The 22792-nt window shown below is 42.9% G+C and carries 24 protein-coding genes and 1 pseudogene; 12 read left to right on the forward strand and 13 right to left on the reverse strand.

The genetic code is table 11. From position 1 onward, the window contains the following. Nucleotides 1-6: 6 nt before the first annotated feature. Nucleotides 7-1074: a DUF1835 domain-containing protein gene (locus C1I60_RS02600; RefSeq protein ID WP_137060381.1), complete on the reverse strand. Its 1068-nt coding sequence runs from the start codon at nucleotides 1072-1074 to the stop codon at nucleotides 7-9. Between the two features lie 116 nt (nucleotides 1075-1190). On the opposite strand from C1I60_RS02600, the gene C1I60_RS02605 reads away from it, so the two are divergent. After that, the gene (locus C1I60_RS02605) at nucleotides 1191-1895 is read left to right on the forward strand and encodes a YoaK family protein (RefSeq protein WP_137060382.1); all 705 of its coding nucleotides are present in this window, start codon (nucleotides 1191-1193) and stop codon (nucleotides 1893-1895) included. 7 nt (nucleotides 1896-1902) lie between these two features. On the opposite strand, the gene C1I60_RS02610 is transcribed toward C1I60_RS02605, so the two are convergent. Next, nucleotides 1903-3078: an alanyl-tRNA editing protein gene (locus C1I60_RS02610; protein WP_137060383.1), complete on the reverse strand. Its 1176-nt coding sequence runs from the start codon at nucleotides 3076-3078 to the stop codon at nucleotides 1903-1905. Between the two features lie 22 nt (nucleotides 3079-3100). Then, entirely contained in the window at nucleotides 3101-3976 is an 876-nt protein-coding gene (locus tag C1I60_RS02615; protein WP_137060384.1) for a LysR substrate-binding domain-containing protein, read from the reverse strand. Between the two features lie 117 nt (nucleotides 3977-4093). Between C1I60_RS02615 and C1I60_RS02620 the strand changes: the two genes are divergently transcribed. The 4 genes from C1I60_RS02620 (at nucleotide 4094) to C1I60_RS02635 (ending at nucleotide 8587) form a co-directional block, all read left to right on the forward strand. Further along, entirely contained in the window at nucleotides 4094-5254 is a 1161-nt protein-coding gene (locus C1I60_RS02620; protein WP_137060385.1) for an MFS transporter, read from the forward strand. A 118-nt stretch (nucleotides 5255-5372) separates the two neighbouring features. After that, nucleotides 5373-5903 carry a MarR family winged helix-turn-helix transcriptional regulator gene (locus tag C1I60_RS02625; protein WP_137060386.1) on the forward strand — a complete coding sequence of 177 codons (531 nt, stop codon included), beginning with the start codon at nucleotides 5373-5375 and terminating at the stop codon, nucleotides 5901-5903. 133 nt (nucleotides 5904-6036) lie between these two features. Then, nucleotides 6037-7356 (forward strand): HlyD family secretion protein, encoded by a 1320-nt coding sequence (locus C1I60_RS02630; protein WP_137060387.1) that lies wholly within the window; start codon nucleotides 6037-6039, stop codon nucleotides 7354-7356. Beyond that, nucleotides 7340-8587: an ABC transporter permease gene (locus C1I60_RS02635; RefSeq protein ID WP_137060388.1), complete on the forward strand. Its 1248-nt coding sequence runs from the start codon at nucleotides 7340-7342 to the stop codon at nucleotides 8585-8587. The genes C1I60_RS02630 and C1I60_RS02635 overlap by 17 nt, the downstream gene beginning before the upstream one ends. An 89-nt stretch (nucleotides 8588-8676) precedes the next feature. Here C1I60_RS02635 and C1I60_RS02640 read toward each other — a convergent pair whose 3' ends face one another. Continuing rightward, on the reverse strand, nucleotides 8677-9237 hold the full coding sequence (locus C1I60_RS02640; RefSeq protein ID WP_137060389.1) for an NAD(P)H oxidoreductase: 561 nt from the start codon (nucleotides 9235-9237) through the stop codon (nucleotides 8677-8679). A gap of 163 nt (nucleotides 9238-9400) precedes the next feature. On the opposite strand from C1I60_RS02640, the gene C1I60_RS02645 reads away from it, so the two are divergent. Then, nucleotides 9401-9796 carry a winged helix-turn-helix transcriptional regulator gene (locus tag C1I60_RS02645; RefSeq protein ID WP_137060390.1) on the forward strand — a complete coding sequence of 132 codons (396 nt, stop codon included), beginning with the start codon at nucleotides 9401-9403 and terminating at the stop codon, nucleotides 9794-9796. A gap of 100 nt (nucleotides 9797-9896) precedes the next feature. Here C1I60_RS02645 and C1I60_RS02650 read toward each other — a convergent pair whose 3' ends face one another. After that, complete coding sequence (locus C1I60_RS02650) at nucleotides 9897-10481, reverse strand: LysE family transporter (protein ID WP_137060391.1); 585 nt, start codon at nucleotides 10479-10481, stop codon at nucleotides 9897-9899. A gap of 112 nt (nucleotides 10482-10593) precedes the next feature. On the opposite strand from C1I60_RS02650, the gene C1I60_RS02655 reads away from it, so the two are divergent. After that, nucleotides 10594-11148 (forward strand): helix-turn-helix domain-containing protein, encoded by a 555-nt coding sequence (locus C1I60_RS02655; RefSeq protein ID WP_137060392.1) that lies wholly within the window; start codon nucleotides 10594-10596, stop codon nucleotides 11146-11148. Between the two features lie 122 nt (nucleotides 11149-11270). Continuing rightward, entirely contained in the window at nucleotides 11271-12497 is a 1227-nt protein-coding gene (locus C1I60_RS02660) for a sugar efflux transporter (RefSeq protein ID WP_137060393.1), read from the forward strand. Nucleotides 12498-12506: 9 nt separating this feature from the next. Here C1I60_RS02660 and C1I60_RS02665 read toward each other — a convergent pair whose 3' ends face one another. The 3 genes from C1I60_RS02665 to C1I60_RS02675 form a co-directional block, all read right to left on the reverse strand. After that, complete coding sequence (locus tag C1I60_RS02665; protein ID WP_137060394.1) at nucleotides 12507-13724, reverse strand: macrolide family glycosyltransferase; 1218 nt, start codon at nucleotides 13722-13724, stop codon at nucleotides 12507-12509. Between the two features lie 312 nt (nucleotides 13725-14036). Continuing rightward, complete coding sequence (locus C1I60_RS02670) at nucleotides 14037-15074, reverse strand: threonine aldolase family protein (RefSeq protein ID WP_137060395.1); 1038 nt, start codon at nucleotides 15072-15074, stop codon at nucleotides 14037-14039. After that, nucleotides 15067-15489, reverse strand: a complete 423-nt coding sequence (locus C1I60_RS02675; RefSeq protein ID WP_044644586.1) for a MarR family winged helix-turn-helix transcriptional regulator — start codon at nucleotides 15487-15489, stop codon at nucleotides 15067-15069. The genes C1I60_RS02670 and C1I60_RS02675 overlap by 8 nt, the downstream gene beginning before the upstream one ends. A 294-nt stretch (nucleotides 15490-15783) precedes the next feature. Between C1I60_RS02675 and C1I60_RS02680 the strand changes: the two genes are divergently transcribed. Both C1I60_RS02680 and C1I60_RS02685 read left to right on the forward strand, forming a co-directional pair. After that, nucleotides 15784-16263, forward strand: coding sequence for a zinc ABC transporter substrate-binding protein (locus C1I60_RS02680; RefSeq protein ID WP_137060396.1), 480 nt, complete (start codon nucleotides 15784-15786; stop codon nucleotides 16261-16263). Between the two features lie 142 nt (nucleotides 16264-16405). Further along, a complete protein-coding gene (locus C1I60_RS02685; RefSeq protein ID WP_137060397.1) occupies nucleotides 16406-17758 on the forward strand; it encodes an alkaline phosphatase in 1353 nt (450 codons plus the stop codon). 462 nt (nucleotides 17759-18220) lie between these two features. On the opposite strand, the gene C1I60_RS02695 is transcribed toward C1I60_RS02685, so the two are convergent. Together C1I60_RS02695 and ytaF are read right to left on the reverse strand one after the other, a co-directional pair. Beyond that, nucleotides 18221-18385: a GerW family sporulation protein gene (locus tag C1I60_RS02695; RefSeq protein WP_252361535.1), complete on the reverse strand. Its 165-nt coding sequence runs from the start codon at nucleotides 18383-18385 to the stop codon at nucleotides 18221-18223. Nucleotides 18386-18550: 165 nt separating this feature from the next. Then, nucleotides 18551-19198 carry a sporulation membrane protein YtaF gene (gene ytaF / locus C1I60_RS02700; RefSeq protein ID WP_137060398.1) on the reverse strand — a complete coding sequence of 216 codons (648 nt, stop codon included), beginning with the start codon at nucleotides 19196-19198 and terminating at the stop codon, nucleotides 18551-18553. 135 nt (nucleotides 19199-19333) lie between these two features. On the opposite strand from ytaF, the gene C1I60_RS02705 reads away from it, so the two are divergent. Then, nucleotides 19334-20005: a DUF1232 domain-containing protein gene (locus C1I60_RS02705; RefSeq protein WP_137060399.1), complete on the forward strand. Its 672-nt coding sequence runs from the start codon at nucleotides 19334-19336 to the stop codon at nucleotides 20003-20005. A gap of 223 nt (nucleotides 20006-20228) precedes the next feature. Next, nucleotides 20229-20512: pseudogene (locus C1I60_RS25130) on the forward strand (transposase); the annotation flags it as partial. 54 nt (nucleotides 20513-20566) lie between these two features. Here the strand turns inward: C1I60_RS25130 and arsC are convergent. The 3 genes from arsC to C1I60_RS02725 form a co-directional block, all read right to left on the reverse strand. Further along, nucleotides 20567-20986, reverse strand: coding sequence for an arsenate reductase (thioredoxin) (gene arsC / locus C1I60_RS02715; RefSeq protein WP_137060400.1), 420 nt, complete (start codon nucleotides 20984-20986; stop codon nucleotides 20567-20569). Nucleotides 20987-21011: 25 nt separating this feature from the next. After that, nucleotides 21012-22301: an arsenic transporter gene (locus C1I60_RS02720; protein ID WP_137060401.1), complete on the reverse strand. Its 1290-nt coding sequence runs from the start codon at nucleotides 22299-22301 to the stop codon at nucleotides 21012-21014. Nucleotides 22302-22481: 180 nt separating this feature from the next. Continuing rightward, a partial coding sequence (locus tag C1I60_RS02725) for an ArsR/SmtB family transcription factor (RefSeq protein WP_137060402.1) occupies nucleotides 22482-22792 on the reverse strand: 311 nt, incomplete at its 5' end.

The following is a 22792-nucleotide window of genomic DNA, read 5'->3' on the forward strand; positions in this document are numbered from 1 at the left end:
ATACGATCAAGCATTTTCAGGTCCTTTTTTTATTGGACTTGGAGATGCTTTCTTTCTAATACTATAACGTCTCATGGCTCCTGGGACTCCCTTGATTTCCAGCATTCCCTCATAAATCAGGGCTCGAAGCCGATATTCGAAAAATTCATCTCCTATCTGCTGATCCAGGTGTCCCATAGCTTCTCCGATCACTCTTGCTGATTTGATAAAATCAGGCTGTGCTTGCTGCTTGTGCAACTTATCCACCTTACTCAAAATATAGGTGTCATAGTAGTTTTCTTCTACACTAACGATGCTTCCATCCTTCCATATACGTAGCACCTCAGGCTTCATCGCCAGCTCACTCCATTCTTCCGCCATTCGTTCTCTTTCTTCTGGTGTTAAAGAAATACCCTTGTCCTCTCGACTTAGAATGGCTTGTAGTTTGTCAGCAGGTATCTCGCCTGATCGTAAGCCTGTAGCTTCCGGACGTTTAAATAGACGGCTGTAAGCATCTGCTGCATTTTTAATCCGAATATCTTTAGACCTATTCCTCAGCAGGTACATGCTTAAACGAAGCCCCACCTGCTCAGAGGCATTGCTCCCTGTCCAGATCGTAATGTCCGCCTGCGCTGGAATAGCAGCAAACTGCTTCAGCAACAGAAAATCATCCCTTTCAGCATCCTCATCATGCTCATCATAAATATAATCTCTGAACCATTCCCGCCGTTGCCTACGCCCCATTTCCTGCTGAAGCTGCCACAATGGGCCAATGGCATAGTTATCCCGAAAAGAAATAACCCGATGTGTATCTTCCCATCCCAGTTGTTTGAGTGCTATTTTCATACTCCCTGCAAAAGAATCGCCAATCACAATATACACCTGCGTGCCACCCTCGTCAGGCTCCCACCATGAGCGTCTGTTTTGAGTCTCAAGCAAGTAATCATATAACTCTGACACTTGCTCATACAAATCATCTTTAGAAGCTTCGTTCCGTTTCACAGCTTCTGTCACTTGTATGATGTCTATCAGCCATAATCTTTGTTCGCCCGCAGTCATGCTGCGAATTGCCTCCACAAATCCTTTATTCTCCATGACTTCTTCTCCTTTTACACCTGTTTTTTCGTGCCGCAGTGTCCAATGGAATTGTCGAATCAGAATAGTCGTGCTATGTTAAAAGAATCGACGTTGTAGCATAGGAGGCTTATGCCGTGAATATGAAAGGCAAAATCCATTTACATCAAGTAACGTCCGAATCGTTACGACTGGGCGCCTTACTTTCTTTAGTAGGAGGGTTTCTGGACACATACACGTTTGTCGGAAGAGATGGCGTGTTCGCCAATGCACAGACAGGCAATATCGTACTGCTGGCTGTCAAAGCCATTCAGGGAAACTGGGGTCAGGCGTTAGCTCATATCCCGCCCCTGATCGCCTTTTCACTGGGTGTTTTTGTAGCCGAGGGAATTAAGAGAAAATCCACCCACCGTCTGACACCGGACTGGGCCCGTGCCATTCTACTGCTGGAAATTTTCATTTTTTTCATCGTGGGTCTGATTCCGCAGTCGGTTCCCAATACGGTGGTGACGGTGATCGTCTCATTCGTTGCTTCTGTACAAATGACTTCCTTCCGCAAGCTCATTGATGCGCCGTACACCTCCACCGTCAGCACGGGGAACCTCAGATCTGCGACAGAGGCGATGTATATCGCCATTACGACCAAGGACACGAATGCTGCCATTCGTGCCATGCGTTACGGTGTCATCCTGACCACCTTTCTGATCGGAGCTTTTCTGGGAGGATTTTTGACGTTGGCTATTGGAGATAAAGCCATCTGGGGCGCTGTAGTGGCACTCATTTTTTCTTTTATTTTATTTACGGAAAAAGAACATAAGTGGAAGCTACCCCTGAGCCACTAATCCTGCATTAGCCCTGAATAAACTGCCGCTGGGCGGTTTCAAAAAAGTTCAAAAGGTCTTCACGTGACGAAAACGCTGCCTGAGCCGATTGGTTGCTGCCGCCACCCTTTCCCTGAAACGCGCCCAGATGCTCTTTAAAATACGCCCCGCAGGCAACATCCTGTGTGCCGTTATGCGTCAGAATGATTTTGTTTTCTGCTGTGGTGGCTAATATTACAAGTAAATCATGTTCAGATGTCAGCTTGACAGCCATTTGCTGTAATTCCTGAAGGGTTTTTTGTTCAAAAATATGAGCCAAAACGTTCCCCTGAACAGCAGAAAGCAACTCTGCTGCCTGATACGAAGTATTTTCTTCTTGCAGGATGTCCACTTGCGCCTTGAGCTGCTTGTGCTCCTGCTCCCACTTTTCAAAGCGGGTCAAGATATCCTTGCGCCCGGTATTAAACTTCGAAGACAGCACGTCCAAAATCTGAAGACTTTCGTTAAAATCCTGAAGCGCGCGAACGCCGCATTTAAAATGGATTCTCGCCAGCCCCTTTTGCTTCTCCCATTTCAGACATTTGATCATTCCAATTTCTCCGGTTCGGCCGACATGTGTACCGCCGCAAGCATTGTATTCAATACCTTCAATCTCGACAATGCGGATATTCTTCGTTACTTTTGGCATTTTCACAAGTGGAATGTCCTTCAATTGCTCATTCGTTACAACATAACTATGGATGCTGCGGTTACTATAGATTTGCCGATTCACTTCCTGCTCGATGGCGGATAACTGCGCAGGTGTCAGCTCAGAACAGTTTACATCAATTGTGGCGTACTCTTGTCCCAGATGAAAGCTTTCCGTCTGTGCTCCCAGCAATTCCCGACAAATCGCCGACAGCAAATGCTGTCCACTATGCTGCTGCATATGATCAAATCTGCGCTCCCAATCCAACGTACAAGCTACCTTTTCATCTTCTGGCAAACGTTCAACCTGATGCCAAATATCTCCCTCCTCCAGAAAAACATCCACCACCGGAATGCCCTGAATCGTTCCCGTATCACATGGCTGACCCCCTCCATGCGGATAAAAAGCCGTTTCCTCCAGCATAACAAAATTTCCGCCGTCTCTTTCCATGCTGCGAGTAATATGAGTCTCCCACTCCGTAAGGGTCGGAGAAGAGTAGTATAGTTTTGTCGTCATTCAAGGTTCCTCACTTTGGATTTCAATTTTTAAAAAACGTCTCCATTTTTTGAATAAAGGCTTTTGCGGCTGGACCTACATATTTATCTACATGATAAAACATTTCCAAATGTCGGGTAGGTGCATGCTTGATCGGAATCGCGCGAATCCCCAGTGACCCGAAGCTTTCAATCAGTTGGCTCGGCTGAATCGTAGCTCCTATGCCTTCTTTCACCAGTTGAAACAGGGACGTTGCTGAGCCTGTTTCCATCAAAGGATGGATTAAAATCCCCTGATCTTCACACCAACGATCCACCAGATCACGCCCGACAAACCCTTTGGGATACATCACTAAAGGCATGTTTGCCAAGTCTTCCGGTACAATCATATCTTTGTCTGCTAAATCATGTTCTGTATTTACATACAAGCTGTGCGTTTCCGTATAAAAAGGGATGCGGTGCAAACGGTGATCCGAATGAAGCCCCAAGCCTACTCCAATATCCACTTTATTATCGAGCACTTCATTGTAAATATCAATCGAGGGAATGACCTGAACCTTCGTATGAGGAAACTCCTTGTGAAAGCTGATCAGTATAGGAGTCAGTCGATAATCCAGATCAGAGGGCAGAACCGCAACACGTAAATGACCGTTATGGAGATGGGTCAGATCAGATATAGCGTTTTTTGCATTTTCCAATTGCTGAATGACTTGTGAAGCGTAGTGCTCCAAAAGCTCGCCTGCTTCCGTCTTTACGGTTTTCTTGCCGATACGGTCGAACAAAGGGACCCCCACCTCATCCTCTAATACCCGTATTTGCTGGCTCAGCGTAGGCTGCGAAATCCCCAGCTTGTAGGCGGCCTCAGAAAAATGCAGCTCTTTGCACAATCGAAGAAAATATTGCAATTGCCGTATTTCCATAGAATCTCGCCTCCGAATCATAGTTTATAACTATTGTTTATATAGAATAAATAGTATTGATCTATTATAGAGCGAAATCTACAATGAATTCAATGTTAAAGAAAAGAGGCGATTTGTATGCGTTTGGTGTATCTCATCCTTATTATATTTTTTATCTCCTTAAATTTAAGACCCTCCATTACGTCCGTCGGGCCTTTACTGGATATCATTCAAGCTCATTTGGGATTAAGCGGGGTGACCGCCAGTTTAATCACGGCGCTGCCTATTTTTTGTATGGGCCTCTTCTCTCTGTCATCTATCTGGCTCCAGCGTCGCTTAGGTATTGAAAGGTCTTTGCTTGCAGCTATGTTGTTGATCCTCATAGCCACGTTCCTGCGCATGTTCGTTCATCATACTTCCTTCCTGCTCGCTACCGCTATATTCTCTGGAATAGGTATCGGAATCGCAGGCCCCTTGGTTGCGGGGTTTATCAAAAAATATTTTCCCGAGAAACCAGGGTTAACCGGGCTTTATTCCGTTTCCATGGTAATCGGAGCAGCCGTTGCATCCAGCTTTTCTGTCCCACTTTTCCGGCAAATGGACTCTTGGCAGCACGCTCTAAGCTTCTGGAGCATTTTAGCGGTTCCCGCTGTGCTACTCCTTCTTCCCCTGCTTCAAAAAAGAGAAGCACCTGCAAAAAAACTGCGGATTTCATCTTTCTCGATCAGGAATAAACGGGTACATTTATTTACTTTATTTTTTGGCTGTATGGCGGGTATTTTTTACGCTGTGACTGCTTGGCTGGCCCCCATCGCGCAAGCTGCGGGTTTAGACCATGCTCAAGCCGGTATCGTGCTTACCCTATTTACCCTGATTCAAATCCCGGTAAGCTTCTTCATCCCTTTTCTTGCCGGTAAATCAGGAAACAGAACAACATGGCTGCTTCTATGTGGTCTATCTGAATTGATCGGCATTGTCCTGTTGATGACACACTCTTCTCCCTGGGTGGCTGCTATTTTCCTGGGCATCGGCGCTGGTGGACTGTTTCCTTTAGCGCTACTCATTCCAATCGAAGAAGCAGTGCATACAGAAGAAGCCACCTCATGGTCTGCCATGATGCAATTTGGAGGATATTTGCTAGGCTCTCTGGGACCTGCCTTGATCGGGCTGAGCTTCGACCTTTTTCAGACATTTACACCAACCTTGTTCATACTGGCTATGGTCATATGTACGATGATGGTGGTGGGCTTAAAAATAGGGAACAAAGCTAATCTTCCGCTTTCCGATAAAATTTTATAAACTCCGTAAACAAAAAATCTCATTAAAATTTAGCTTGTAATTTAAATATTATTGTATTATGATTAGCCCGCTAACAAAATTTCGAATTGTAATAACTTCCAGCAGAAAGGAGAACCCTATGGATTTTGATTTACGGGATTTGCCCACTCGTGAAACACTTCAAGAATTTTCCAAGCGTATTCCCGAGATTGATATCAAAGCCACAGAAGCCATGCTATTCTTTATGCGCGTATCCTCCAGTGCTTTTAAAGTTAGCTTTGAGGGCTTTGAACAATTCGGTATATCTCATGGAAAATTTTCAATATTAATTCTCTTGTACCGAAACATGAACATAGGGCTGATGGCTACAGAGCTTGCGGAGAAAGTGGGAATAAGCAAACCTACTGTTACCGGACTCATTGACCGCTTAGAGCGCGATGGTTTTGTCCTTAGACAAAGTCACCCTTCTGACCGTCGTATGAGCATCGTTAAACTGACTGATCAAGGGACAGAACTGATGGAGCGGCTGCTGCCTGTACATTTTACAAGCACCTCCAGGCTGATGAGCCACCTATCCACCAATGAAAAAGAGTTATTGCTGACGTTACTGCAAAAAATAGAACTCGGCATTCCCCAAGCACAAGAAATATATAAAAAAGCGAAACCATAATAACTCTAAAATTTACATTTTAGTTAGCCGGGTTACTTTTTAATTTTAAAATAAATAATATCTACATACCCTATTATTTATTCTATCTTCATGCCTAAGCCAATTGATTAACTTAAAGGAGCGTAATTACTCAATGAATCGCACACAAGTCACCAGTCTCATTATTCCTCTAATTTCTATTGCCTGTCTTATTGGCGGAGGTTTTCTGCTTCAAACCAACGGACAAGACCAAGTCAACGCTTCACGATCTGTTAAAGGTACAACCCTGAATTCCGACAGCATTCATGTATCCTTTGAACAAGTAGGCGGAAAAGTCCTCAGCATTCAAGTAAAAGAGGAAACTCCTGTAAAAAAAGGGGCTATCCTTATGACGCTGGACGCCAAAGATGTAGATTTGCAAATTGAGCAACTACGAACACAAATTGCCCAGTTCAATACACAGATCAGCCAACAGCAAAAATCAATTGACTTAGGTTATGCACGAGCTGCAACTCAGGAAAAGCAGGCACAGCTCGATATTGCACAATCCCAAGTAACTCAAAGCAAGAGTCAAGCAGCATTGCAGCGGGCAGAAGCCGCTGAGCGTCAAGCCACAGCAGCGGAAAAGCATGTCAATGATGGTGCTCGACATGAGGACATTCAGCAACAGCGAATTGCAGTAGCCTCCGCAACCAAAAGCGTTCAGACGGCCCAAACTAACTATAATCGTAACAAAGCACTATATGATGCAGGCAGTGTATCCAAAGCTGCATTGGATGATGCCGAGTCATCATTGACTTTAGCTAAGAATCAGTTGAGTCAGCAACAAGAGTCTCTGCAAAAACTGCTCAATGGCGCAACCGCAGAAGAACGAATGCAAGCCAAGGAGCAAACGACACAAGCATCTGTCGCTGTAAAACAAGCAGCGGAAGAAATTCGTGGTGCCCAATTGTCCGTGGATCGTTCCAAAACACAACTGGAAACCATTCAGCAAAGTCGTCAACAGCTAGCAGATCAGAAGCTGACCGTTGATCTTCTACAGCAACAAAAGGAAACACAGGAAGTCCAGCTTAAAACGCTATTACTCAAAAAAGAACGTCTGGTGTTGAAAGCACCGCAGGATGGCAAGATCACTGCTATCAGTACCAAAGTGGGCGAAAATGTGGGACAAGGGTCTCCCGTTATTACTTTAGAAACCAACGAGTTATATTACGATCTCTATGTGAGCGAAGATCAAGTGGGGAAATTTAAAGCCAATAAAGAAGTTAAAACCCACATCTCGGCTCTAAATAAGGATTTGCAAGGTGTTGTACGCTATGTTACATCTGCACCACAATTCGCTAATGTAAAAATGTCTCGTGAAAAAGGTGAGGCGGATACCGCTACATTCCAAGTACGTGTATATGTACCAAAAGAATCTACTTTGCTACCGGGTATGACAGTTGAGGTGAATACTGATGAAATCTCTTCGTGATGAATGGACGCACCTGGTTCATTCCAAGTACCCGATCATAGCTATCATTTTTCCGCTGATTGCAGTGCTGGGATATTCACTGCTACTCCCAAGCAGCCAAATTAACGAAGCTAACGTAGTCGTGGTGGATCAGGATAACACAGCCTATAGCCGTGAGTTCATCCAGAAAATAGATGCCTCCCCTAACATGAACGTGGCTGAGGTTGTTTCATACACTGACAACCCTGAACAATATTTTTATCACGAGAAATTTTTGGCTGTTATTTCTCTGCCGAAGGGGTTAGAGGCCAATCACAATCGCTCCCTTTCCAGTCGTGTGGGGCTGATTCTGGATAATACCAATGCGCAATCTATTACTTTGATTCGCACGGCCATGCAGGAAATTGGCGTATCCGAGAATATGGGACTGTCCGTTCCAGCTATTATGAAAACCGGAATGAACGCGGAACAGGCCCAGGGAGCCCTTAATGGTATTGCTCTGGAAGTACGTTCTCTCTTTAATCCAACCAATGATTATCAGAATACATCAGTGCTTGCATTTACCTGTATGTTCTCCTTTATGATGTTAAACATTAACAGCTTGCCTCTGATCGCCAGACTAAGGGTTTCCCGAAGGCTGGCTGCAGAACTTCAAAATCCGTTCAATATATTGCTGCGTATTCTTCCTTACACGCTGTTTTCGACGGCAGGTTTAATCTTCTCTCTCGGAGTACTTAAAATGTTTGGGGGCAGCCGTTTCGAGGCCAATCCGGTTCTCTTTATCATTCCGGTTGTTCTGTACGTATTCGGTACAGTTTGTCTCAATATTCTGGTAGCATGGGGAGCCGCACATCCGGGAGTAGCCATCGGCAGAATGGTTATTGTACTCATGCCTGCTTTTGTGCTCTCGGGAGCCGTTCTTTCAAGATCGTTATTTCCGTCTTTAGCAATCCAAATCGGTGATTTCTTTCCATTTGCATGGCTGTACAAATTCGTGCGCTCGATGGGACTGCGTGGTGCACCTTTACAAGAAATGCTTCCCGAACTTGGATCCATGTTACTATATGTCGGTGTACTCTCCATGTTGGTCATAGCCAGAGCGCTGTGGGAAAAACAAAAGCTGGCCAAAAATGCTACAGGCGATGCTCCTGGAATGGGAGCAGCTCATTCCGCTGCTCCAAGTATGCCTGGCAGCGGAATCTCTGCACAAGGAGGTGCGTCCGCGCCTATACACAAGCCAATAAAAGGGTAGCTATCCCCACTTCATACTTAAAATAAAAAGCACCTTTGAAATCACTATAACAGTGGTTTTGAAGGTGCTTTGGGATAGCTACCTCAGGTTTACTTATATGCTCGGCCTAATTGATAAGCGTGCTCCAGCAGACCTTCAATGTAGTCCTTCGATTCGGACAGAGTATCATAGAAGAACTCCACCTTGGACTCTCTTACTCTTGCGTAACCAGCAATGGCTTTGTTCAGATAATGAGTAATCATATCGTGGTATTCATACTTGATCAGATGTTCTTTCGTCCCTCCCGCCAAGCACATCCACAAAACCTGCTTTGTCGTAAACTCCTGAAGTAAACCTATGTTCCACACTTTATCCAGATATCCCTTTAGCATGGAAGGGACGCTATACCACCATAGAGGAAACACAAAGACCAGAGCATCCGCAGCCGCAACTCTATCCATTTCTTTCCTTGTTTCAGGAGCATATTGTTTATGAGGTGAATTCCAATCCAATTCATCTGCTGCGCTGTACACCGGATTATACCCGTCCCGATCCAAGTCCAAAATATCTACCTCGTGCTTATTCTCTTTCAATCCCTCTACAAAACGATTCATGACTGCAAGGGTAAGTGAATCCTCTCTGGGATGCGTAACGACCAATAGAACTTTCATGATTCCGTAACCTTCTTTCTCCTCGTGATTGGTGTACCCTGTCTACAGATGCTATTATGGTTGATATATATGAAGGTGTGAAGTACGCACTTCAATGTACCGTAGGTACTTTAAGGTTCCTTAGTGCTTTTTTTGCACTACAGATCCGAGAGGAGAAAAGCAAATGAAAGATAATACCAAAACATATATGCTAGGGACTGAAGCGACCTTTGAGGTCATCGGCGGGAAATGGAAAGCCATTATCCTGTATCATTTAACCAGCGGCAGAAAACGTACATATGAGCTCCGTCAACTCATTCCGAAAATCACCCAAAAAGTGCTTACCCAACAGCTTAGAGAGCTGGAAAAGGACGAAATCATCCACCGAATTATCTATAACCAGGTCCCACCCAAAGTAGAGTATGAGCTTAGTGAATACGGATGGGATTTTAAAGATTTGCTCGATCGTTTTTGCTTATGGGGAGAAGAACACTTAGACAGGGTTTATGGCGATAAAGCAACGGTGCTGGAGGAATATTCTATGGAAGAGCCTTGTAGAGAAAAAAATAAAGCAGACTGAACGGCCTTTTCGCCATCGCTTCATCAGCTGTCCGCAAAAATACAAAACAGTCCTAATGAAGATTTCCTTCAACGGGACTGTTTGTATGACTTGCATGTCGTCATTCTACAAGAATCGAAATTGCACTATATACTAATAACAAAGCCATTATTATATTAAACTGACTTCTATATTTGGATAAGAACTTTTGAAAAACGGAGCCAAACACACTCCAACAGAATGTACTCATAAAACCAACAAAAGCTAGAAATAACGAATACAATATCAAGCTGAAATTTGAATGGTGATATGGAAGGATGAAGGTTGATATAGCAGTGATACCATATAAAATTCCTTTCGGATTGATAAATTGTAAAAGCATACCTGTTAGAAAACTGTTATTCTTGCCCCCATCATTATCATTACCATTCTCTTTACTCATCATTATTTTTACAGCCAGATATAGCATATAGGCTGCACCCAGGATCGTCATCACAAATTGAATTTTGGGAATGAAATTTTCAAGCAACAAATTAAAATAACTACTCAATAACATGATTACAAAGAAACCTGCACCTACTCCTGAACAAAATCGAATTGTCTTTTTAAGCCCGAATTTATTAGCAAAGAGCATGGCCATAATGTTATTGGGGCCTGGCGTAAAACTGGTAACAAAAACATATAACAAAAATGATAATAAAGGCACTTTGGAACCCCCTCTTCGATGTATGCTATAATGTACAAAAAGAACAATATAACGTTTTACGCTTTATTGTACAATACAGACGTTATATTGTACACAGGTGCAGGAGGTATTTATGGAAACCATCAATCTGATCATTGCCAAAAACTTAAAAGCCTTTAGAGAACATAAGAAATTAAGTCTTGAAAGGGTCGCAGAACTCACTGGAGTAAGCAAAACGATGATCGGTCAAATTGAAAGAGGCGAATCCAGCCCTACAATTACAACGATTTGGAAAATAGCCAACGGATTAAAAATTTCCTTTTCCTCACTCATAAATAATCCCCAGCCAGACACAAAAGTGGTTTTAGGAAGTGAGATTCAAACATTAACTGAAGATAACGGAAAATATCGAGTCTATCCCCACTTCCCCTTCGAAGATGATAGACGCTTTGAAGTTTATTCAATCGAGATCGAACAAGATGGCTTCCTAAGTGCTGATTCGCACGGAGAGGGAACAGAGGAGTTCTTGACTGTTTTTGATGGAGAATTAACTGTCCGTGTAAATGACATCGAATATACAGTCAGAAGGGGTGATTCCATCCGATTCAAAGCGGACAGACCCCATACCTATCATAATTCAGGGGAAACATTAACTCGGTTAAGTTTGGTCATAAACTATCCCATTTAAATAAGTCCAAAAATAATATTTCAAATAATGTAAATATACAAATTATGCTAAAATCATATATAGTTTAGATAGGATAGACAGTTACTATTCTTCTTCTAAATGTGAAGGGGTGTAAAAATGAAATGCTAAAGCGTATTAAAAATCTGTTCGTTATCCCTAACTACCCGCTATTTATGACCTGTATGTTATTGCAAGGTATGGCCATATCGATCAGCGCACCTTTTTTGGCTGTATATTTTACAACTACACTTGGCGTATCTGTTGGAACCTTTGGTGTTTTTACGGCTGTGACCTTGATTTGTGGTATATGGATAAGCTCTCTGATTGCCAAGCGTTCTGATACTGGATTAGATCGTAAACAAATTTTGGTTATTTGTACGTTATTTAATGCGATAGCATTTGCAGGGTATCTTTTCATTCAAAATTTTTATGTACTTTTTATATATATGACTGTCTTCACGGCAATGGGAGCACCTGGAATGCCACAGCTATTTGCCAGTGCACGTGAAGCGGTAAATCGCAGTAAATCAGCTGATCATGCCTTTGCCAATTCAACACTTCGTTCTATGTTTTCTCTTGGGTTTATCACTGGACCGCTCTTTGGGTCTTTCCTGATTGCACATACCGGCTTTAAAGGTATTTTTGTAGGGACAACTTCTATTTTTGTATTTATCGCTGTTCTACTATTCTGTTTTATTAAGCAATCCCCTGTTCAGCTCAAAAGTAAGGATCAGACTTCACCTCATCACATTACATTACATAAAAATATTGAAATTCTGATACCGTTCTCAGTTCTCACTCTGCTCTATGTGTCTCACTGGATGAACAGTTTAAATATTTCCTTATTTATCATTCATAATTTAAAAGGGGACACGAATGACGTTGCTCTAGTATCCAGTATTTGCGCGGTAATAGAAATACCTTTAATGATCATGTTAGGCGTACTTGCTGCTAAATACTCCAACCGTCTGCTTATATTTTGGGGAGCTTTAACAGGGATTGTCTATTATCTCCTCGTCCTTATGTCTACGGAGATATGGCAGTTATTAGTGGGGCAGCTTCTTCTAGCCTTCTTTGTTGCAGTGATTTCGGCCATTGGCATCAGCTACATGCAGGATTTGTTGCCATCTCTTCCTGGGTACGCCTCGACGCTGTATTCCAATGCGACAACCATCGGAAGACTGGCGGGGAGCTTAATGGGCGGATTGACCGCTCAATGGATAGGCTATCGAAACTCTTATTGGGTATGCTTGTTCCTGATCCTCTGCTCCCTCGGTCTTCTGGCGATCTCCAAAAAAATAGAGTTTGAAAAATCGGCTGCTCTACAAGAAAGGAATCACAGTCTGTAGTCTGACACCTTATTTTTCTATTGTGGAGAAATGATTCATAATGATATCTGCCGCATATCTGTACCCGCCAGCCTGACGTAATGATTCGCCAATCACATGGGCCTGCTGTTTATACGTTGAATTACTCAAGACCTCTAGTAAGGCAGCTCTCAAAATAGCGGGTGTAAGCTCATTTTTATCCACAACTATACCCGCTCCCAGCTCCTGCACCCGATTGGCCACGATAGGCTGGTCGGATGTTAAAGGGATCATGACCTGCGGCACATTGTAATACAAGGCTTCGCTTGTGCTGTTCATCCCCGCATGTGTAACAAAAGCGTCTACATGCTGCAGCATGTCCAATTGCGGAATATAAGGCTTGATAATAAAATTGTCAGGAATAGATTCCGACAATGGCTCCATATCTGTATAATTGCCTGAAGACAGCACAAACTGCACAGGTAAATCGTGAAATGCTGCAAAGCAAAGCTTATAAAACTCCAGGTCTTTATTCAAAATGGTTCCCATTGAGATGTAAACTGCCTGTGGATGGAGAACACGAAGTTGCTCGAACGGGAAAGAGGGCGCATCTTTACGTGGTACAATAGAAGGACCTGTAAAAATATAGCTGTGATCCAGCTTTTCAGCTTGCGGTTGAAAATAACGGCTTGTATAAACAATTTTCAAGCACCCGGCATGTGGAGCGATCTCATCCATAGCCGGGACGGCAACCTGAAGCTCATTAGCTAATTGCTGCGTTACTTTCATCGTGGCCGTATGCAGCCTTTTTACCTCTGGATCTTTTTCATCCATGCCTTGGCCAGACCCCAGAGGTTCTACGAAAGCAAAAGAAGCGATAGAGCATATTGCGGGTATTCCCAGCTTCTCAGCTATAATCGTACCTCCCCAGCCCATCAAGGAGTCATAGATTAAATAATCATAGGTCCTGTTCTCTATAACTCTCAAAACCTCTGGAATAATCGGCTGAATCATACCTTTAACCATCATGTACACAAATTGATAATGATGTTTGTACTCCGCTGGCTTTAAATCGGCGTCTTTGGAAAAAGCATCATCAACAAAAGGATAGGTTATCAGTTTTGCTCCCGTTGGCTGAATTCTCGTACGAAATTCCTCCGTACATACATAATCCACTTCCTCACCACTGTCGACCAGTTGCTTAACTAATCCTAATGACGGATTAACATGGCCTTCAGCAGGCGTGATCACTACCAACACACGTGCCATCCCTACACCTCCGACATAATAAATTTATACAAACAACATAAAAGATGTAGCTTTTTTCCTAGCAAAAAAATACATCTCACACTTAATATATCGAATATTTTCCATAAAAACAAATGTATTCAATTTTTAAGTTATGTATTTTCCGAATTCAACATTGCTTGCAGACCACACCAATAGGCGAGGTAAACGCTTGGGATTAAGTAAAATACACAAAAAAAACCATACTTCGCTGCAATACATGCAACAAAGTATGGCCTATTACATAGTCATTCTACATCTTTAAGATTCTATGAACTGATTTTCCCATTAAATTTACCGTAATGCTTGGATATCCTGAATCAGCATTTCAACATTGTCTTTCTTCGTAGCCCAGCTGGTACAAAATCGAACGGCACTACGTGTAGCATCAACTTTTTCCCAAAAGGAAAAGGTATATTTTTCGCTCAGTGCTTTTAATGTACGATCTGGAAAAATCGGGAACTGCTGATTGGTTGTAGAATGATATAGAAATTGAACTCCTTGTTTCGTTAGCGAAGTTTGAATCAACATGGCCATATCTATAGCGTGCTTGGAAATTTCATAGTATAAACCATCTTCAAATAAAGTTTCAAACTGTATACCCAACATTCGTCCCTTCGCCAGCAGCCCTCCTTTTTGCTTGATCATGTACCGAAAATCTTTTTTCAAAGCATCATTGATAATGACTACCGCTTCTCCCATCAATGCTCCAATTTTTGTACCGCCGATATAAAATACATCACACATCTTCGCTATATCTGCTAAAGATGCATCGTTGTCCACTGCAACCAGGCCATACCCCAAGCGGGCACCGTCGATAAACAAGGGTAAGCCACATTCCCGGCAGATTTGACTTAACGCTTCCAGCTCGGATTTAGTATAGAGCGTACCATTCTCGGTAGGCTGGGAAATATAAACCATACCAGGCTGTACCATATGCTCAAAAGTGCCATCATTCCAGTGAGCGTCATACAGCTCTTTTACCTGTTCGGCCCGGATCTTCCCATCATCACTTGGCAAAGGAAGTACTTTATGTCCAGTAGCTTCAATCGCGCCGGTCTCATGTACAGCAATATGCCCAGAATTTGCAGCAATAACACCTTGATGCGGACGCAAAATAGAAGAGATCACCGTTGTATTGGTCTGTGTACCTCCAACTAAAAAGTGTACGTCCGCATTTTCGGAGTCACATGCTTTTTTAATATAAGCTCTGGCTTTCTCACAGTGCTCGTCCACACCATAGCCTGGGGTTTGTTCATCATTCGTCTCCAATAGTCGCTTTAATATGCGCTCATGGGCACCTTCGGTATAGTCGCATTCAAATCTAATCATTTTGTATTCTCTCCAATTTCTCTAGTTTGTTCTGAATGAACACCATAGAAGTATGTAGTTCTTTAATCTCTTCCTCGGATAGACCTTGAACTAATTTTATGACTTGTTCGTCAGATCTTTCATCCAGTTGGTGATAAAACGCTTTTCCTTTAGGCGTCAAACGAATCAGATTTGTTCTATTATCCACCGAAGAATTTTCCTTAACAAGAAAGCCCTCTTTGCAAAGTTTAGCAATGATTCTACTCATATAACTACGATCAATTTTAAGAGAATCGACTAACGTATTGGCTATACATGGCTCGATCATACCGATCTCTACAATGACCCGTGCCTCGGTAAAGGAATACCCGCTATCCAGCACATGTCTATCTAATAAACCAAGTATATTGGTATAAAATCGATTGAAATGTCTCATATCTGCGATGATCTTAGCATCTATATTGATTTATAACTCCCCCTATTTAGTGGACTTATGCAACAATTATACTAATGATTTTTGTGGACTCTGTCAACGAAATATGATGCAATTCAGTTTATTAATTAGCCCATAAAATAAAAAACAGTCCCGATCAAAAATGCTCATCAGGACTGTTGGGCGTAGCTATGGTAACTGATCTTCCCTTTAAAAGCTATCATCATTTCGATATAAAAGCTTAATACTTACGATTCTCTGCACGCTGCCTAGTAACATCTACCAGTTGGAACAGCATTGCTGGCGAAGACGGCCGGGTTAGATAACGTTTCGATTCTTGCTCCTGTGGATATGAAGCATCCAAACGAATATGATTTTAAGTCCAACGATATCAAAAAAGTTAATGATGCTGCTATGGTCATTTACTCAGAATATGAACCGTTCATGAAACAAATATTTGAATCGGCTGATGTACCAAAAGAAGATCGTTGTATGGTCGTCACTGAGAATACGCTGGAAACGTTGCGCACACTAATCAGCTCCCTTACAGAAAAAATGGGAACTACAGATAAAACCCTAACACAAGCAGCAGAGCTTGCAACCTTAAAGCCAGCCCTAATTATTTACAATTTCCATTTTCCTCAAGGAACAGAAATTGCAAGTCTAGCAAATGTTTCAGTTGTGGAACTTCGCAACTATCCGGAAACCGAGGAACAAGCATTAGTTCAGCTTATCCAAGACAATGCCAAAAAGCTGGGACTAAAATTGCCTAATTAACGTGCCAACCAACAACTTATTTCTTCCACTTTACATTTTGATTACATAAAACTATCTCTCCCCTCATATACGAATACTAATATTATCTATGTGTTAGCCGATTATCATCGGTAATCTACGAACAAATAATAGGGGGTACTTTATGTTAGGCCATTTTTTCAAAAAAATATTACCTATCGTTATGGTGTCATCAATCACAATTACTGGCATTGTGTCAGGAGGAGCTTCTACACAAGCAGCTTCAGACACAAAAAAAATTAAAAATGTAATTTTTTTAATTGGTGATGGCATGGGGCCATCATATATTTCTGCCTATCGGTATATGAAAGATAACCCGGCAACCCCTCTGATGGAAAAAACAGAGTTTGATCAGTATCTTGTAGGTGCTCAAACGACGTATCCGGAAGATGAGTCTCAAAATATAACAGACTCCGCTTCAGCTGCCACAGCAATGTCTGCCGGTGTTAAAACATATAATGCTGCCATTGCCGTAGATAACGATAAAACTGATGTCAAAACGGTATTAGAGCAAGCGAAGGAAAACGGGAAATCTACCGGCTTGGTTGCAACATCTGAGATCACTCATGCTACTCCTGCAGCATTTGGCGCACATGATGTTAGCCGCAAAAACATGAACGCTATTGCTGATGATTACTTTGATGAAAAGATTAATGGAAAGCACAAGGTGGATGTCATGCTTGGTGGTGGACTAAGCAATTTTGTACGTAAAGACCGAAACTTAACTGAAGAGTTCAAGAAAGTCGGTTACGGTTATGTCACTGATCGGGAAGGATTGCTGAACAATAAAAACGATCAAATTCTCGGTCTGTTTGCCCAAGGTGGACTAGATAAAGCCATCGATCGTGCCAAAGAAACACCTTCTTTAGAAGATATGACTAATGCTGCAATCAGCCGATTAAATAAAAATGATAATGGTTTCTTCCTGATGATTGAAGGAAGCCAAATCGACTGGGCAGGTCATGACAACGACGTGGTTGCTTCCATGAGTGAAATGGCGGATTTTGAAAAAGCATTTAAAGCAGCAATCGACTTTGCCAAGAAAGACGGCAATACATTAGTAGTTGCAACTGCTGATCATTCTACCGGCGGATTTTCGGTCGGTGCAAATGGAGAATACAACTTTAATGTAGCACCCATTAAAGCAGCAACGCGCACACCAGATTTTATGGCTAAAGAAATTGTTGCTGGCGCAAGTGTTGAAGATACACTTAAGAAATATATCTCCTTAGATCTTACAGAAAGTGAAGTTCAATCGGTCAAAACTGCTTCTGCTACAAAGGACGAAGTTAAAATCGATAATGCCATTGAAGCCATCTTCAACACTCGTTCATTTGCTGGCTGGACAACAGGTGGTCATACTGGAGAAGATGTGCCGGTATATGCTTACGGGCCAGGGAAAGAATTGTTTACGGGACTTATCGACAATACAGATAATGCAAAGAACATTTTTGATATTCTGAAAAAAAATAAATAACAAAAGATCCTAGCTATAAGCTGCTTCCGGTACTCGACCGGAGGCAGCTTATTAATCTTCGTTGCGGTCGATGCAATTCTGCCTCTGCGTTCGCCATCAATCATGCCACATATCAACGAGACAAAAATCTCGGTGTCTGTAACTTCAGCATTTATCACCTTAAGGATGTTCTCAATAACCTCAGAAGCTTTCTTGTTTAACATTAGCTCAAGATTTTCTCTTGTTCCGCAAAAGCGGTGCAATGTTGCCTTACTTATGCCTGAGGCTTCCGCTAATTCTTTGATTGTGCTTCTTGGGCTGTCAATTATGGCAACGGCAAGGAGTTTTAGTAAATTGTTTTCATTGTAACTTAATCCCATTTGGGCTTCTCCTTTGTTTTTTATTACGAAATTTGAATCCACATACGTTCAAATGATCCATTTTTGTATCACATGAATTAAAAAACATATAATATCATATGAGTCAATATTGTCTCATTTTTTTGTAAGTATCATATGGCTCAAAACAGAAATCATTGGTGCCGTCAGATACGGTAACTGGTTCACCAATGGCCGTATTGACATTCACCATGTCCTTTAAATGATCTTTCGCCGTTCTGACAAAAGATTGCAATGGATGCTCTGTCATTCCATTCACCTCTCTACAATAGTCCTATTTTGCCACTGTAGTCAGGATTGAAAAAGAATAAACTGCGTATCGTTGCATCAATTGTCTTTGCCCGCATAAAAAACTAAAAAGGCCATCTCTCCACTACATCAGTGGAGGGACGGCTTCAATTAGCAGTACGCTCACTTATCCAAAAAAAGTATTGCAAGCAATCAAAATAATGATAACGCCGCTTAAGGCCGTACTGAACTGACCTAATGTGAAAGAGCCGATACGAATCGCCGACAATTTTTGTCCAAGGATCACACCAAGCCAAACCGTGATATAACTGCCGATTGCCGCTGTCAGAGAGATCGCAATGGGTGACAGTCCTATCAGACCTGCACCGATCCCATTCGTAACGGCATTAGCAGCAAGTGCAACCCCCAGCACCGCTGCCTCAAGGTATCCAATAGTGCCTGATTTGTCTTTATCCACGATTTCGGGATTTTGTAGAATTCCTTCGAGTGATCGGCCTGACACTTCCTCCCCGGCTTCTTCACTGTCCTGTCTGGTTTCCTGCTTCTTACGCGGTACTGCCAGCAGAATGATGCGGGTACCGACAATGAACAGCAACAATGCTCCAATTAGGACGGGTAATATACCCGGAAGAACCCTCGCCAGCCACTGACCGGATATGATCCCTGTCATGCTAAGGATGAAACAGATGACCGCAATGATTAAATTTGATAAATAGTTAATACGTATACCCCGAATCCCATAAGATATTCCAACACCCAAATTATCCAGACTGGATGATAAAGCAAAGCCAAAAATTAAAAGCCACGCAACCATGGGGTCCTCACTCCTTGTTGTCAGTTTACAGTCATACTATTGAGCATATTGCAAAAAGGTGCTCATCATCTCTAAAAATGTTGAGATCCCCTCAACATTTGATTCAACACCAACACAAGGTGAGGTGAACTGCAAATGTCCGATGCGAAGAGAAACGCCACACTGGGTGAGACACTGCTCACCTTGCTGAAAGAACGTTCTTTATCAATGCGCAAGCTAAGCGCTGCTACCGGCATTGATACGGCCACCATATCGCGAATCGTTAACGGGAAGCAAAGAGCCAAGCCTGAACATCTGGAAGCTTTTGCTTTTCATCTTGACGTTCCCTCTGCTCCACTCTTCCAAGCTGCTGGTTATGTCGCCTCCACTCCCCCTACTCATCAGAACCACCCAAACGATATCTACTCCTCCATCAACAGCATTAAAGAAATTCTTCAAGCCTCCAACCTCATTGACCAACAGTTTACTGCCGAGCAGGTTCAAAAAGAACTGAGCAAATACGAACCCTATGTCCTAACCGAAGAAGGAGCTCAGATTATCCACAATGACTTTCCTGGTAAAGTAAAAAGCGTCAACGGCGCGGGACCTTTCATTGAGGAGCTCAAGAGAATGTATCAGCTCTACAGTAGCGATAATATCACCCTGGAGGAGCGCTCGATCCTCGGCAGCGGCTTGTTGTACTTCGTCTCCGCCACAGATATTATCCCCGATTATGTATTTCCTTTAGGTTATCTGGACGATGCGATTGCCGTGCAAATTGTATTGGGTCGTCTCCAGAATACGAGGAGCAGCAAGTCCCAATCGTGACCTCGGATTGTCATACTGACAGGGCAAGAACCTATGCATGGATCGTCAAAAAAAGAGGCTGTCTCCCTTTGCAGAAACAACTCTGCACAGGGGACAGCCTCAACTTCAACTCTAACTCGTTATATCCCCAAGAATCCCTAATCACGGATGTAGGGGTACCCAATCCATAAATCACTTGCTGCTTGAAAGACCCTATCGAAAAAGATAGACCGGCCTATATAACTGGTTTCCCAAAGGAAAACAGCAACAGATTCAAACCCATAGCAAGCATGAAGGAGCCAAGTTGTTTGGTGCGATCCACTACGAGACGGGGCAAGTCCATCACTATGAAGTCGAACAAGCGAATGTGACATCCATCATGCCCGGGCGCTTCAATCCTTTTTACAAAAACACCGTTGTTTGGAGCTTGTATTCTTGCCGCCCTACAGCCCCGATCTCAATCTCATGGAGGGCGTCTGGAAGTGGCTCAAGAGTGATATCATTAACAACGTATTTTTCAAAAAAATTTTACCAGATTCGTCTCCACGTCACGAAATTTATGACTCCCGACTTGACGCTCTATTATTCGCCAGTTACCGCAAATTGTTTAATGCGTTCTCCCACCTGATCACGAACCCGCTGGAAGACGGCCCACTTTTCTTCTTCCGTTCCCTCTGCTTTGGCCGGATCGTCAAATCCCCAATGTTCACGGCGAACTTGTGGAGGTGTGATGGGACATTTATCGGCAGCATCCCCGCACAAGGTCACAACCAAATCCGCGCTGTTCAGCAAGACAGTATCAATGATATCCGAAGTTTGACCAGAAATATCAATCCCTACTTCATTCATCGCTTGTACCGCTTTAGGATTAAGACCGTGCGCTTCAATGCCTGCACTGTACACATTCCAACGATCTCCCAAGTATTTCTTGGCCCAGCCTTCTGCCATTTGACTCCGACAAGAATTACCGGTGCACAAAAAGTAAATTGTCTTTTTTTCCATCATAAACGTCTCCTTTAATGTTCAATTATGAAATAACTAACCACAGATATAAGCCCAGCAGGGTAATAAAAAGTGTAGGAATCGTTAAAATAATGCCTGTTTTAAAATAAGTTCCCCAAGAAATTTTCACGCCTTTGGAGCTAAGCACATGCAGCCACAACAATGTGGCCAATGAACCAATCGGGGTTATTTTCGGCCCCAGATCCGATCCAATCACATTAGCGTAAATCAGCGACTCTTTGATCATGCCGGTTGTATGGGTGGCATTTATAGCAAGCGCATCAATCATGACCGTAGGCAAGTTATTCATCACCGACGAGATAACCGCCGCGATAAAGCCCATGCCCATGGTGGCCACAAACATACCTTGATCAGCAGCCGCTTGAATCACATGAGCCAGCAGATCCGTCAAACCGGCATTACGCAGACCATACACCACAACATACATCCCAATGGAGAAAAACACGATGGCCCATGGAGCGCCCTTAATAACTTCTTTCATTGGGACCGCCGGACTTCTTCTCGCCATTAGCAAGAAAAAGATAGCAACGATGCCGGCTACCACCGAAACAGGAATATTAAAAAATTCGCTTGCAAAGTAGCCAACCAGCAGAACCGCGAGAACGATCCAGGAAATACGGAACATTTTTAGGTCTTTAATCGCTTCTGCAGGCGCTATTAACTGTGCAGCATCAAACTTTTGGGGGATCTTTTTGCGGAAAAAGAGATACAATACCAAGATACTAGCCGCTAAGGAAAATAAATTAGGTACAATCATGCGGCCCGCATATTCCATAAACGTGATGCCAAAGAAATCGGCTGATACAATATTCACCAGGTTGCTGACCACAAGCGGAAGCGACGTCGTATCCGCAATAAACCCACTCGCTATGATGAAAGGAAAAACCATTTTTTCGTCCAATTTCAGTGCCCGAACCATCGCTAGAACAATCGGTGTCAGAATTAAAGCCGCACCATCATTCGCAAAAAAAGCAGCGACAACGGCGCCAAGAACGCTCACATAAACGAACATCCGGGTTCCGCTTCCCCGCGCAACTCGTGCCATGTGAAGCGCCGCCCATTCGAAAATGCCGATTTTGTCAAGCACCAACGAAATCAGGATGATGGCCACAAAAGCCAAAGTCGCATTCCAGACAATCCGAGTAACTTCCCAAACATCATGCAAATCTACGACACCCAACAGTAGAGCAAGTACGGCTCCTCCGCAGGCTGACCAGCCAATAGACAGATTTTTAGGCTGCCAGATCACCAACACTAAAGTGGCTAAAAATATAATGCATGCCAACAAAACCAATGTACAAAACCTCCATATACCATGATGTCCAGTTCTTTATCTGCTCTTTCTACAAATCCTTTCTCTATTTAATCCACCATTCTCACATCATTTTTAAAGCATATACTTATATTATACTTATATTTAAACCAGCATTATCTCCATAGGGAGATAAACTGAACAACCTTTAAGAGGGGCAAGCTAAGCTGAGGAATCCGGTCCACAAGATGCTATGGATCCCTCTTTATTCAGCCAATTTAAAATATGCTTTGAATCTGGCATACATTCAAGCACAGCTTGAATATGAGGCTTGTCGTCTACGTTTAAGGAATAGAATACCCACTGACTTCGTTTTTCTTCTTTTACGATCCCTTGCGACTTTAATTTTCTTAAATGCTGGCTAATGGCAGGCTGCGACATATCGAAGATGTCCACGAATTCGCAAACACACCATTCTCTTTCTCTTAGCAGGGAAAGCATGGCCAAGCGGGTTTTATCCCCCAGTAGCTTTA

This window comes from Paenibacillus terrae (assembly GCF_005217525.1).
Classification (GTDB): Bacteria; Bacillota; Bacilli; order Paenibacillales; family Paenibacillaceae; genus Paenibacillus; species Paenibacillus terrae_C.